The sequence below is a fragment of the Dyella sp. 2YAF14 genome, from assembly GCF_052114725.1.
GTDB lineage: Bacteria > Pseudomonadota > Gammaproteobacteria > Xanthomonadales > Rhodanobacteraceae > Dyella.
Genome location: NZ_JBFRFH010000018.1, coordinates 23789 through 36653, shown reverse-complemented (window position 1 = coordinate 36653; position 12865 = coordinate 23789). Strand labels below are relative to the sequence as shown.

Below are 12865 nucleotides of genomic sequence, written 5' to 3'. Positions count from 1 at the left end.
CCAGGGCTTGCCCAAGGCCGCCGCCATCGATCAGCGCTACGACCGATTCCACAACGCAGAGGCCGCGCTGGATGCATTACCGTCGGCCACCCGTCCGGCAGCCATCGTTGAACTCTATTCGACGAACATCGCGGACCAGCAGGAATCGGCAATCCTGCAGGAGCTGACCGAGGACTCGGTTGATCTGCTGTTCCGTGCCGCCTCCGACACGGCGTTCTACACGTTCGACCAGCGCTACGTTCGGGACATGCAGGCCGATCTCGATCGGCTGCGTGCGCTGCATGCTGATGGGGTGCGTCACTACCAGGACTTGTACGTGGCGCTGATAAGCGTGCGTGATTTCGACGCTGCTCATGCGGTGCTTGCCAGCTGGCCGACGGCGAGCAGCGATCCTGCTCCCACCGTCGTTGGTGCGCTGGCCGACGGCCGGGGACCATCTGCCTTGATCCTGACCGACGACGGCTTGTCGGCAAGTCTGCAGCCCATCCGGTTGAGCGGCGCAGTCGATATCGTGGTGATCGGACACCCGCAGTGCCACTTCTCCCGCGATGCGGTGGCGGCCATCGAAGCCGATCCCCGTCTGAAGGCCATTTTCGCCAGCCACGCCCGTTGGCTGATGCCCCAGGACGGCCGCATGCAACCTCGCCACGTCGCCGCCTGGAACGCCATGCATCCGCTTGCCCGCATGAACTACATCTATCGGCAAAGCGATTGGAAGGCCATCGACACGTGGTCAACGCCGACCTTCTACTTCTTCAGGGACGGGAGACAGGTGGGCAAGCTGGTCGGGTGGGGACCCGGCGACGAAAGCGAGCGGGCGTTGCGCAAGGAGCTGGAAAAGCTGGGGCTGCAGTGACCGACAAGGCGGTTTGGCCCGTGCGTGACGCCAGGGCGTTCAAGTCGTAGAAAGATGAATACGCCGAATCTTTGGGCGCTTCTTTTGGCTGGCCTTCCACAGGTCGTATCGCACCTGCATCTCCGCCCGCATCATGGCGCTGGTGCCCAGAGCATCTTCCAGGCGCAGCGCCATGTCGGCGGAAATGCCGTTGGTACCATTGAGAATGCGGGAAAGCGCGACACGGGTGACACCAAGCTTTTGTGCGGCGCTGGTGACGGTGATATCGCCCGGATACTCCCGTAGCACCTCGCCGGGATGCGCCGGGTTGTGCATGCGGTTCATCGGGTTACTCCCAATGCCAGACCCTGATTCAGCCAGAGAGGCAGCCCCAAAAAAGGAAATGGGCGGCGCAAACGCGACCGCCCATCAGTCCAGCCAGTCCCGTCGCTCGACGGGCCGTTGGTGCTCCGCCAGTAGGGCGGTCGCATGCTTGGCCGGGTTGTCCTGACAACTCGGGAGCAGGTTCAGATTAAGCGACCGATTGTTGCGCCACCATCAGAAGAGTCTTAGTAAGTCGTAAAAACACGACGCATATCGAACGAAATATCGTTTGGCGTGCACTTTCAGAAGATTCGCTGCCGGCTGCCGCGTAATCGAGTGCTTTGCGGCGGTTGAACGTACGCGGCTGTACGTTTCTTACCGCATCAAACCCGTTCGAACGTCCGCCCCGCACCCTTATCCAGTTATGCCTTGCCCGCTGGCTGGCGCGCAATCGTCGGATCGACCAGATCGATCGTCCGATTGGGTGCGAATCCAAAGACAGCCTCGAACTCCGCGCTGGTCAGCAACGCCGCCGCGCGCTGAAAGTAGGCCTGGTTGCGCGCATTCAGAGCCTCTGCCGATGGCATGACCTCTCCTTTGACAACGGCCTCCCTCTGGGCCAGCTGCTCCTTCCGCACGCTGTCACGCAATGCCAGCAGGGGTGCGAGCTTCTCCGACGCATTGAGCGACGCCAGCACCCGCTGGGCGTGGATGGCGAAGTCGTCGTTGGCGTCCATGGTGTTGACCGCACTTGGAGACGAAGGAGGAGCCGCGCAGCGCGAGATATTGGCGTTCCAGTCGTGATGCAGGATGCCGTACGCGCCATAGATAAAGCTGCTGGCACGGTAGCCCCGCGCCAACGCCACCGTCAACGGCGTCGTGCCCGTGCCACCCGTGGCCCAGAGCACCTGATTGGCTAGCTGGTGGCAGACCCCATCCAGGCCGTAGTAGTAAATCGTGCCGCAGGCGTTGGGCCGGGTTTGCGGAGGGATACTGTCCGACTCTTTGTTGGGAAGGCACAGGCACTGCGCCAACGCAAAGTCGCCGCTGGCGCTGCCGAGATAACCCTGGGGCTGTTCTGAGCTTTCGCCCTGGCAGTGAAAGTCGCCCCAGCAGTACCAGTAGTTCGCCTGAGCTTTCTCTACAGCCTTGATGCTTTTATACGGATCGATCCGGTTGTCGTAATCAGTGACAAACGTGTGGTCGACGGGCGAGTCGCTCGAGAAAGCCGGCGTGGCCCAAGCGTAAAGGGTCGTCATGGCCCGTCTCCAATTAGGTGGGAATGCGAAGCGCTGATGTGGCGCGCAACGCTAGCACCCAGTGTTGGAGGGGAACGATAGGTCCTAAGTTGTAAGTAGTCGCTGCGAGATCAGCTTTGGGAAATGACTCGCGTGCCTCGGCAACGCGGATAACTCGGGCATCCCCAAAATGCTTCGTGCGTGCGGCGATTTTCGCGGCGAATCATTTCCGATGCGCAAGTAGGGCATGTTGGAGCGACGCCGGAGGGCTTCGCCGCCGCCGTCGCGAGCGCCGGCTCCTGATGCGCGGGCGTAGCGGCCGTTTGCACGTTCTGAACCATCGCCAGGAGCTGATCACCATTGATCAATTCGATAGGCTTGCCCGTCGCGAACCGGCGGGCATCCGCGGTGTAGTCTCCCGTGGAAACGATGATCACGCTGCTTGCGTTGTGATGCGCGAGCAAGCCAAACATCTCGCGAACCACGGTGACGGGAACTTGTCTTGACCGCCACTGCTTGCACTGCACCAGCACCGTTTTTCCCTGCTTGCGCAGGAGCAAATCGATACCGCCGTCCGCGCCACCAAGACCTGTCTCTTCGACAGCATAGCCCTGTCGCCTGAAGGCCTCGCCGACCAACTGCTCGAAGGCTTGCCAGCTCATGGCGCGAACGCTTTCGAGACCGGTCTGGGATTCGAGTAGTCGTTTGCGGTATCGCTGGCGATAAAAAGATGAAACCGCACCGATCCAACACCCAAGTAGGACTACCCAGGCCATGGGTGCAAATGAACCGGCGGCACTGGCCTTCCCAATGCCAGCTAAGACTGGGTTATTGCTGGATGAAACCATCCACCCGATACTGTACCGGACGACCACGAATCCAATCACACCAAGCACAATTCCCACTTGCCATGGCATGAATGAAATAGTTTCAATCCCGCTTCCCCTGCGCTTAGCCACGGCTCTCCCCTTTGTGCCGCAATTCTCTGCAACATACAGGGGGTCAGGCCGCGAGCAAAAGTGGCCGATTGGCGCAGCGTTCTTGGGATGAATGGGGCGGGTAAGTTAAATTGGCCCGTTGTTAGACAGCCTTCGGCTTTGCCAGACCTTTGCCTAGCAGTCTGGATGTTATTTCTAGGGCACAATCGCAGAGTGCAAATAACCCGTTCGCACGACGGGCACACGCACGCCCACGATCGGTTCCAACGATTGCCCCGACAATCGCCAGAGACCGATTAGCCAGTTGTCTCCAACGCGCCAACCTAGGCTCGCCCGGCTGATCCTTCCCAGTAGCACTTCGCCGTGCCAGCGCAAGGGAAAGGTAATCGCGCCATCGCCGAAAGCGCTGTAGCCATCGTTGATTGTCTGGCCAAACGTGGGGAGCACTCCGCCCTGATCGTCCATGGATGCCTGCATGGTGGCATAGCTGGCCGCCTCCTCATCAGACAGCGCAGTGGCAGACAGCAGTTCTGGTATCCGGCTGCGGTCATAACGAGCGACATAGGTGTTCGCCAGTGCGATCAGGTCGCTGCAGCGCGGATTGTCCTCGGCGCAGAAACCCTGTGGGCTTTGCAATTCATAGTCGTAACGCACTTCCAACCGGTTCGGCGCGATCCACTTGCCACCGGTCAGCGCCTGCGTCCGGATGGTGGAGTCTGTCAGAGCGATTCCGAGCGACAGGGCGTGTGTCGCTCCCTGAAATGAGACAATGGTTCCTTGGGTCGTCCAGCAGTTCTGTTGCAGAACATGCGGTGTCATAAGAGCTTGTAATGTGCGGCCGCGCCAAGTGAAAAGCGCCCAGTTCGCGCAATGCAGCGTGCCAGCCACCGTGTACATGCCGCCTATGCCGAGATCGGGAAGCATTGCCAGCGTGATCCTCGTCGTGTCGCCGTTGTCGACGAGCTCGTTGATCAAATCCGTTAGCGGCTTGCCAGGATCAACAGGGATCTTGGAGCCGACATCTTTCGCATCGGCCCCCTCCTCCTGAGGTGCAAGGAAGATGGAGCCGTCGCCGCCAAGTGAATTCCAAGGGTCTTTGGGATAGCCACGGTCCTCGTCTTTGGAAAGCTTGCTTGCGATAGCGGTCAGTAGTGGCGAAGCATCCTTTCTGTCGCGAAACACGTGGCTCAAATACGCGATGCGATCCTGATAGAAGCGAGCCAGCGGCTTCTCCAGTCGGTCCTCTTTCGTGGTCAAGGGCTTCTCGCCAATCAGCCCATGGATCAGCTCGTTGCGCTCTGCCAGCCAGTGTCGCTGGTCGCGCAGCAGCTTCTCTTGCTCGCCGCGTGCCCGTTGTGCCGCTTCCGCATAGGCCTGGCCCATCTGTTCATCAAGGGCCGAGATCCTGTGGCTTTGACAGATCGCCTGATCAATCGAGTTCGAGGCCTTGTCGCAACTAATACCCGCCGCTGCGGCGAGTCCGCTGAGACTGCAAAGAACCAAAGCCGTCATTCGCCTAAGCCACATGGTGCTCATCCCTGGGGGCCGATTCGTAAGTCTCACATTTTTTTGAGGCCATATCGAAGCCCTCATTGAGGCAACTTGGAGGCACCAGAGGGAGATGGTTGTGAGGAAAGGCACAGAGGCGCGTGCCGCAACTTGCACTACCTTGGCGTGCTCGAAATATTGCTAAGAAAGGACCGAGGTCGCGGAGGCTGACTCTTGGTTGAGATCGTCCGCCGATTCCATCGCTCGCGTCAAAAGCGTTACGAACAGCTGCGCGCGAAAGCGGACGCTGGCAACTAACAGGCTGGCCCAGTAGAGCGAAACCAAAGCGAATCCGAGAATGAGTTCCGGCCACGTGGGGTGAGGCGGCCAGTGAAGGTCTTTGAACTGCAGATAGAGCGCCGCTACGACAGGTAGCGCGCCTAGCTTTTCCAGGCCACCCGAAAGCAGCGGGTACTTGTCTTTCAGCAGTTCGTGACGACGTGACGCATACTCCCCCATGGCTTCAATACGAGCCCTTGGAAAGGCACGGATCCACGCGACGAGGCGATCGTAGTGGTGTTGATCGAAATCCAGCTGCTCAGCGAATTGGCGCCGCTCCTTGGCAAAACCGGGAATGCGCCACGGTCGACGCGGTATGAGCGCAACGGCCAGCGCCACGACTTCGATCGTCAACATGGTCGCAGTGAAGACGACAGTCCAGGTCGAGTCTGGCATCGCCTTTCCAGCAATGAGACCGATAAAGCCAGCGCTGAACCCGAGAATGAAACCCCACCTTTGGCGCCTCGTCGGTGCTATCGCGAGGCTCTCATGGTCAGGCAGGGCGTCGATGCGCTCGTTCAAGGCAGAAAAAGTAAGTGTCGCCGAATCCATAGCTCCCCCTATTGGTTCATGCCAAGCATATGGCCTCTCGCGTGCCTATGGCCACGCGAACCCAGGCAGGCTGCGGTTCTCGGCGGCCCGTTTGAGTGAGATGATGCCTCCCTAACCCTGGACGCCCCGCCATGAACTCCTCCGACGACGATTTCGACACCACCCAGCCCTTCGACGATGACGACGACTCGCTCGACGCGCGCGTCTGGCAGTTTCTGCTGTTGATCAATCCCGGCGATGACGACGCGGCGTTTCAGCAGTTCGCGGGGTATCGCGAGGCGGTGGCGGAGTTGGCGGAGGATGAGATCGATGTTGCGCAGGTGGTGGGGCAGGTGGCGGATTGGCGGGCCACGTTCCATGTGGATGCCGGCGACACGCGGGCGCTGGTGCAGGCGATTGATGAGCTTGCCGCTCGCTGGAACCTGACCATCGATTGGGATGGCGATACGGACGAGGATGAATACCACGCCGATATCGACACCGCGGATCTGCTTGGCGTCGCTTACGACAATCTCGCGCCGCACGGTTACACGCTATGGGTGCGCGATACGGACGATGACAGCGTGGCGGGTTGGATGTCGTTGAGCCGGGATATCGAGCCGATGCGGGAGCTGGCGCCGGAGTTGGGGATTCATCTGCATCGCGGTAACGAGATCGGTTGAGCGCGGAATGCATGTGCGGTGTTCTCGTTTGAGTAACAGCCCTGGGTTGTGCTGTGGCCGGTGTGGGGCGTGATTTGAATCGAGGGGCGTGATGAAGAGCGTCGCGCACAGGGTGCGCTCCCACAGGGGAGGCGCTCCCACATCGACATGTCGCCGACAACGAAACACCACCCACCATGAAACACCACTCACCAAGAAAAGCCTTTGTGGGAGCGCACCCTGTGCGCGACTGACGTGCCTCACCCTTTCAACGGCCACCGATACCGAGATACGCGCTTTCGTTGAGATACGTATAGCCAGGCATCGCAGTTGCATCGCATGTTCTTGCTGATGCCGAGGCCATTTCGCGGCGCATGGCCTCGCGGGGTTTTCGCCGATCAAACGGTCTAAGTAAAACGCCTGACTACAGCGCTTATGCGCTATGGAGCATGCGCGGCGCCGGCGCTAATCTCCGCCGTGATTCGAACAGGGCGTTTGCGTGCTCGACGCTCTTCCTCCGCAGCATGCGGACCGTGGGTCAACGGAATATCTGCTCGCAAGAGGCCGCGCGCCTCTGCTGGAGAGCTGCCGTGTACGACTATTTCTTTTCAGGCAACCAATACATCCGCGTCGTGCGTGACGACACCGGTCCGGGCACGGTGGATGCCGGATATCCGCGCGGCATTTCGCCGAACTGGGGCTGGGGGTCGTTCGGTGCCAACGGCATCGACGCCGCGCTCTACAGTGGTTCGAAGTGCTATTTCTTTGCGGGTAGCCAATATATTCGCACCACGCGTGGCGTGACGGGGCCCGGTACGATCGACCCGGGTTATCCGCGGGCGATTGCGCCGAACTGGGGCTGGGGTGCGTTCGGGGCCAATGGCATCGATGCGGCGCTATACAGCAATTCGAAGTGCTATTTCTTCTCAGGCAAGCAATACATACGAGTGACCCGCGGCGAAACCGGGCCCGGCACGGTGGACGCGGGTTATCCGCGACCCATCTCGGTGTGGAACTGGGGATCGTTCGGCGAGAACGGCATCGACGCGGCGTTGTACAGCGGCTCGCGTTGCTACTTCTTTGCGGGCGATCAGTACATACGCGTCACGCGCGCCGATGAAGGTGCGGGTACGGTGGATGCGGGTTATCCGAAACCCATTTCGCCGAACTGGGGTTGGGGCAATTTCGGACGCAACGGCATCAGCGCGGCGCTCAACAGCGCAGGCCCATATGCAGCCATTCCACAGGCGGGCCTGGGCAGCAATTCGAATTACTTCCTGTATAGCCCGGGGCCGCGGGTTTCGGCGAGTGAGGCGGTCAAGCAGAGGATACGCGCGATACCCGATTTTCCCTGGTTTGTCTCGTGCAATCATTTGCGCGGGCTCTCGGTGCACATCATCGTGGACACCGACATCACGGGCAGCAATGGCTTCGGCTTTCAACTGAACGCGTACTCGGCCAGCGGCGCATACGACGGCGCGCAGCAGTATTGCGTGCTGCTGATTCCCGACAATACGTCGCCAGGCATGTTGTGCATCGTGGACAACTGGCACAACAAGCAGCAACAGGTGATCAATATCCTGCAGCGGCTGGCCAATCTGCCGAGCAATACCTTGCCTGCCGGCTATCAGATCATCATCAGCCTGTCGAATGATGCCGCGGACAACATCAACGGTGTCACCTTCACTCTGATCGACAATCACGGCCACACCATAGGCAACAAGACCGTATCGCTGAGCGGTCAGCCTGCACAGAATCTCGCGCCCATCGTGGCGTTTCAGGTCAACTTCGTGGGCGACATCAACGGCGCCACCACCATGCTTTCCTCAGGCGCGGGCACTATGACCTACTCGGCCGCCAATCTGATGTCGATCTTGAACACCGAGCCGCAGTGCGTGGACTGGACGTACAAGACCGTGGAGGCGGCCAATAGCGCCTATAGCTTTCTGCCCGATACGCCTAGCCACAACTTCACCCAGTCGTTCCGACTCAGTGCCGGCGGCAAGGTGATCCATCGTGTCGGCAAGATCGAGCACAAGCTGGTGTTGCCCAAGGGGGCGCAGCACAAGCTGTGAATCGATGACAGTCGGCTTGCTTGACCTGCCTGCGCGGCGATATCAGGCGTTTCCTTAAAAGAGAGCCGCTTGCGATGGATGAAGCCATACGACCGGCTTCATCGCAGTTCGTGGCGCAAGCGCGTATCGTGCGAGGCCATCTGCATCCGGCCATCGCCATGATTACGACCGCACCCTTCCCCTATGCCGCTTTTCTCGCAGCCTTGCAGGGAGCCGAGGCTCCCGCTGCGCTCGCACGCGTGCTGCCGGGGCAGGGCGAAGCTGACGCCCGCACGGAGACTCTGATGGCACTCCTGCAGGCTCGCAGGGCCACGCTGCAGGCGGCGTTCGATACCACCTTGGCCGCCGACGAATTGCGCCGCTATCAGAAGTACGCCAAGCCCGGGAAACCCTCGGCGCATATCGTGCAGTTGCGCCAGAAGCAGGCCGCTGCGCGTCAGGCCAGCAGCCTTTCGCGCCAGTCGCTGATCAAGGCGGCGTCCGCGTTCGTGCGCGAGGCAGGCATCGAGGTTCCCGAGCGGGTGGCGCTCGATGAGTTCATCATCCACTGGATCGACGCGAATGTGCCCAGGGACGCTATTCCGTCTTGAGCAACGCCAGCGCCTGATGCCGCGCCGAGGCACGCAACGATGTGCGCAACTGCGGATCATTGGTGGTGCGTGCCAGCACCATGCCGCCCACGCATAGCGAGACCATGGCGTCGGCGCGCCGGTCCGCATCGCGCATGCCGTCGAGCGCCACGCGATAGATGTGCCGCATGCCGCGGATCAGATCGGTATAGGCCTGCTGCGGTTCCAGCCCGGCACGCGCCACGTCCGAAGGCAGTGCGTAGAGCGGGCAATGCATGTCGATGTTCTCCAGCACTTCATCGCTGAGGTAGAGATCGATCAACATCCGCGCCATCTGTTTGGGATCGTCGATGGCCGGCGCCGATTGCGCCGATTTCACGGCGAACGGATTGCAGGTGGTGAAGCTGGCGACGGCGGCGGCGTAGAGTTCGTCTTTGCTGTCGAAGTGGTGATAGAAGGCGCCGCGGGTGAGCCCGGCGGAGGCCATCACCTGGTCGATGGTGACCTGTTCGAAGCCGTGGCGATTGAACAGGCGCCGCGCGGATTCGACCACGCGTGCCCGCGTCTGCACCTTGTGTTCGGGACTGTAAGGCATGGCTGCAACCTCCGTGGGACAGGTATAGCAGGCCCTCAAATTATGTTCTTTAACATATTTTGCGGCGGGGTAAGGTGGGCGCCGGCAACCCAACCAAGCAGCGGAGGAAGGCATGAAGATCTACTGGATCAAGGCCCAGGCGCCGCGCCGTGTGCTGGCGCTGGTCAAGCATCTGGGCATCGAGGCGCAGTGCATCGAGCTCGACCTGATGGGCGGCGGTCTGAAGACGCCGGCTTATACGGCGCTCAATCCCAATCGAAAGGTGCCCACCCTGGTCGATGGCGATACGGTGCTGTGGGAGTCGTCCGCAATCATGGCGTATCTGTGCATCAAGCAGGGTTCGGATATGTGGCCCGCGCACGAGCCCGCCGAACAGGTGGAAGTGCTGCGTTGGCTGTCATGGAACGACCAGCATTGGGCGAGTGCGGTGGCGCCGTTCTATTTCGAGCATGTGGTGAAGGCCACTTTCCATATCGGCGAGCCTGACGAGGCGGAGATCGCGGCAGTGATTCCCGAGCTGAAGAGGTTTGCCAGCGTGTTGGACCAGCACCTGGAGGGCCGAGACTTTGTCGCTTGCAGCCGCCTCACCATCGCCGATTTCCAGCTCGCTTCGATGGCGTGCGAGTGGCGGCATTCGCGCATGCCGCTTGGTGATTATCCGAACGTGGTGCGCTGGCTCGATGGGCTGATGCGCTTGCCGGCCTGGGCCGATCCCTGGCCAGCCATAACCGCGAAGAAAGCCGACGCACTGGCGTAGTACTGCAACGCGACCCTGGCACCATCCGTCCATCCACCCTGGAGGCAATCATGAAACAGTTTCTCGCGGTCTATATCGGCTCGGAAGCGACCCATAAGGCATCGGGCTGGGATGAGCTCAGCGACGCGGAGCGGCAGGCGCGCACGCAGCAGGGCATCCAGGCCTGGGGCGCCTGGGTGCAGTCGCACAAGGACGCCATCGTCGACGTCGGAGCGCCGCTCGGCAAAACGCTGCGCGCATCCAAGAGCGGCATCGAAGGCATCCGCAATCAGATGACGGGCTACACCGTGGTGCGGGCCGAATCGCAGGAGGCGGCGGCCAAGCTGTTCGAGGGCCACCCGCATTTTTCGATCTTCCCGGGCGATTCGGTGGAAATCATGGAGTGCCTGCCGTTGCCAGGGTAAGTCGGGGCGGGGTTATTCGTTCGCTCAGCCAGTTTGTCGCCGCAGGCCGCATAATCCCCACGGGACTAACCAGTGGGGTGTGAGATGGACGAGCAGCGTAAGCCGTGTCCGGCCTGTGGCGAGATGATCATGGCCACGGCGCACAAGTGCCGGTTCTGCGGTACGGATATCGATGCCTATGTGGCGGCGCGTGAGGCCACGACGGAACGGACTCTGTTCGAGGGACATCCGGCGGTGGTGTATTCGGCGGGACAGTACGTGCTGATCGTGATCACCCTCGGCATCGCCTTGCTGGTCTATTGGATACGCAGCCTCTCCACGCGTTTCACCATCACCACGCAACGCGTGCGCATCGAGCGCGGGCTCTTTTCCAAGATGCAGGACAACCTGGAATTGTTCCGTGTTGACCACATCGACCTGCACAAGCCGCTGGGGCAGCGCATGCTGGGCTATAGCACGGTGCACCTGCATTCGTCGGATGCGGGCATGACGTCCGTTTACTTGTATGGCATCCCGGATCTGGAGGCGATGGCCGATACGCTGCGCGATTGTTCACTGCGCGAGCGCTCGCGTCGTCGCGTGCTTCCGGTAGAGCAGATGTAGCGCATGGCGTCACGAGGTGCTGTCACAGCACCGATACAGAAGGCCGGCCGATGAGCCGGCCTTCTGCGTTTTCGGGCGTGCGTTCTTGAAAACCCAGGGTCGGCACGTGTGTTGCAATACCGGGGTGGACGCTCTTTTATGCGTAACGTCTAACGAAAATAAGTACTTGCAACGGCCGCTGTGCGTGGCTACTCTGCGCGTCCCGTCAACCCAGCCTTAGGAGGAAAGAACAATGATTGTTGTAGCTGCAGCCTCTGCCGGGTCGACGCGCTTCTGATGTTTCTGCCAGCCCTCGGCTGGCTGGCGCTTCATTCCTCGTTTCGCACCCCGGCACTTCGTTCGGCCGCTCTTGCGTGGCCGTCGTTTTCCTTGTTTCCAGGGTGTTTCCCATGTCTTTAGAGACGTTTTCGCTGCACCAGCTCGGCTGGCGCGCTGAGTACGCACAATCCTTGACCTTGGCCGATTTCGAGGCCGGTTATCCCGCGCGTGTGCTGGCGGTGCATCGCAGCGGGCTGACGGTGTTGTCCTCGCGCGGGCAGGCGTCGGTGGTGCTGCCGCATCATCTCGTTGCCGGCGTGGCGGTGGGTGATTGGGTATGGCTCGCGGACGATGCGGATCGCGTGCTGCGCGTGCTGGATCGCCAGTCGCTGATCGAGCGTATCGCCGCGGGTGGCGATCATCAGCGCCAGTTGATCGCGGCCAATCTGGATGTGCTGTTTGTGGTGTCCTCGTGCAATGACGACTTCAACCCGTCGCGCCTGGAGCGCTATCTCACGCTGGCGCTCAATGCGGGCGTGACGCCGGTGATCGTGCTGACCAAGGCGGATCTCGGCGAAGGGGTGTCGGGCTATGTGACCGAGGCGGAGCAGTTGATGCCTGGCGTGGCCGTTGTTGCGGTGAACGCGCTGGACGATGCCTCAGTGTCGCAGCTATCGCCGTGGCTGGCGCCGGGCAAGACGGTGGCTTTCGTCGGCTCGTCCGGCGTAGGCAAATCCACGCTCACCAACCGGGTGATCGGCGAGGCTTCGCAGCGGACCTCGGGAATACGCGAAGACGATGCTCGCGGGCGTCACACCACTACGGCGAGGGAGATGTTTCCCACCGCTTCCGCGGCATGGGTGATCGATACGCCAGGCATGCGTGAGCTGCGTCTTGCCACCGCGCATCCGGAACTGGATGCGGTGTTCGAGGACATCGCGGCGCTTGCCTCGCAATGTCGTTTTGGTGATTGCCATCACCACGGCGATGCTGGATGTGCGGTGGAAGCAGCGCTGGCTGAGGGCACGCTCGATGCACGACGCGTCGACAACTATCGCAAGCTGCAGCGCGAAGCGATGCGCACCAGGCAGACCTTGCGCGAGCAGCGTGAGCAAAGTCGTCAGTTTGGTGCGATGGCAAAGCAGGTGATGAAGGCGAAGCGGGAGAGGCTGGGGCGGTGATGGATCGCGCCATGGCGTTCAGAGATTCCTTTTGTAGGAGCGCACTTGTGCGCGACAGGTAACACCGC

At 61.1% G+C, this 12865-nt stretch carries 14 protein-coding genes; 8 read left to right on the top strand and 6 right to left on the bottom strand.

Features of this window, described 5'->3' with window-relative positions; genetic code table 11:
* The first annotated feature begins 7 nt into the window (after positions 1 to 7).
* Positions 8 to 856 (top strand): hypothetical protein, encoded by an 849-nt coding sequence (locus tag AB4Y82_RS18575; protein WP_441605028.1) that lies wholly within the window; start codon positions 8 to 10, stop codon positions 854 to 856.
* A gap of 39 nt (positions 857 to 895) precedes the next feature.
* On the opposite strand, the gene AB4Y82_RS18570 is transcribed toward AB4Y82_RS18575, so the two are convergent.
* The 5 genes from AB4Y82_RS18570 to AB4Y82_RS18550 all read right to left on the bottom strand — a co-directional run bounded on the left by AB4Y82_RS18570 (position 896) and on the right by AB4Y82_RS18550 (position 5714).
* Positions 896 to 1180 carry a HigA family addiction module antitoxin gene (locus AB4Y82_RS18570; RefSeq protein ID WP_441605027.1) on the bottom strand — a complete coding sequence of 95 codons (285 nt, stop codon included), beginning with the start codon at positions 1178 to 1180 and terminating at the stop codon, positions 896 to 898.
* Between the two features lie 401 nt (positions 1181 to 1581).
* Entirely contained in the window at positions 1582 to 2418 is an 837-nt protein-coding gene (locus AB4Y82_RS18565) for a hypothetical protein (RefSeq protein WP_441605026.1), read from the bottom strand.
* 110 nt (positions 2419 to 2528) lie between these two features.
* Complete coding sequence (locus tag AB4Y82_RS18560; RefSeq protein WP_441605025.1) at positions 2529 to 3356, bottom strand: restriction endonuclease; 828 nt, start codon at positions 3354 to 3356, stop codon at positions 2529 to 2531.
* 174 nt (positions 3357 to 3530) lie between these two features.
* Positions 3531 to 4847: a lysozyme inhibitor LprI family protein gene (locus AB4Y82_RS18555; RefSeq protein WP_441605024.1), complete on the bottom strand. Its 1317-nt coding sequence runs from the start codon at positions 4845 to 4847 to the stop codon at positions 3531 to 3533.
* Between the two features lie 177 nt (positions 4848 to 5024).
* Positions 5025 to 5714 carry a hypothetical protein gene (locus AB4Y82_RS18550; protein ID WP_441605023.1) on the bottom strand — a complete coding sequence of 230 codons (690 nt, stop codon included), beginning with the start codon at positions 5712 to 5714 and terminating at the stop codon, positions 5025 to 5027.
* A 131-nt stretch (positions 5715 to 5845) separates the two neighbouring features.
* On the opposite strand from AB4Y82_RS18550, the gene AB4Y82_RS18545 reads away from it, so the two are divergent.
* From AB4Y82_RS18545 to AB4Y82_RS18535, 3 genes are all read left to right on the top strand, one after another.
* Positions 5846 to 6376 (top strand): DUF6630 family protein, encoded by a 531-nt coding sequence (locus tag AB4Y82_RS18545; protein ID WP_441605022.1) that lies wholly within the window; start codon positions 5846 to 5848, stop codon positions 6374 to 6376.
* A 569-nt stretch (positions 6377 to 6945) separates the two neighbouring features.
* Positions 6946 to 8430, top strand: coding sequence for a hemopexin repeat-containing protein (locus AB4Y82_RS18540; protein ID WP_441605021.1), 1485 nt, complete (start codon positions 6946 to 6948; stop codon positions 8428 to 8430).
* A 74-nt stretch (positions 8431 to 8504) separates the two neighbouring features.
* Positions 8505 to 9020: a hypothetical protein gene (locus AB4Y82_RS18535; protein ID WP_441605020.1), complete on the top strand. Its 516-nt coding sequence runs from the start codon at positions 8505 to 8507 to the stop codon at positions 9018 to 9020.
* Here AB4Y82_RS18535 and AB4Y82_RS18530 read toward each other — a convergent pair.
* Positions 9007 to 9594 (bottom strand): TetR/AcrR family transcriptional regulator, encoded by a 588-nt coding sequence (locus tag AB4Y82_RS18530; protein ID WP_441605019.1) that lies wholly within the window; start codon positions 9592 to 9594, stop codon positions 9007 to 9009. The genes AB4Y82_RS18535 and AB4Y82_RS18530 overlap by 14 nt on opposite strands.
* 112 nt (positions 9595 to 9706) lie before the next feature.
* Between AB4Y82_RS18530 and AB4Y82_RS18525 the strand changes: the two genes are divergently transcribed.
* The 4 genes from AB4Y82_RS18525 to rsgA all read left to right on the top strand — a co-directional run bounded on the left by AB4Y82_RS18525 (position 9707) and on the right by rsgA (position 12797).
* Positions 9707 to 10351, top strand: a complete 645-nt coding sequence (locus AB4Y82_RS18525; RefSeq protein ID WP_441605018.1) for a glutathione S-transferase family protein — start codon at positions 9707 to 9709, stop codon at positions 10349 to 10351.
* Between the two features lie 50 nt (positions 10352 to 10401).
* On the top strand, positions 10402 to 10755 hold the full coding sequence (locus tag AB4Y82_RS18520; RefSeq protein WP_441605017.1) for a hypothetical protein: 354 nt from the start codon (positions 10402 to 10404) through the stop codon (positions 10753 to 10755).
* 84 nt (positions 10756 to 10839) lie between these two features.
* Complete coding sequence (locus AB4Y82_RS18515) at positions 10840 to 11358, top strand: PH domain-containing protein (protein ID WP_441605016.1); 519 nt, start codon at positions 10840 to 10842, stop codon at positions 11356 to 11358.
* 389 nt (positions 11359 to 11747) lie between these two features.
* The gene (gene rsgA / locus AB4Y82_RS18510) at positions 11748 to 12797 is read left to right on the top strand and encodes a ribosome small subunit-dependent GTPase A (protein WP_441605015.1); all 1050 of its coding nucleotides are present in this window, start codon (positions 11748 to 11750) and stop codon (positions 12795 to 12797) included.
* The last annotated feature ends 68 nt before the right edge of the window (positions 12798 to 12865 follow it).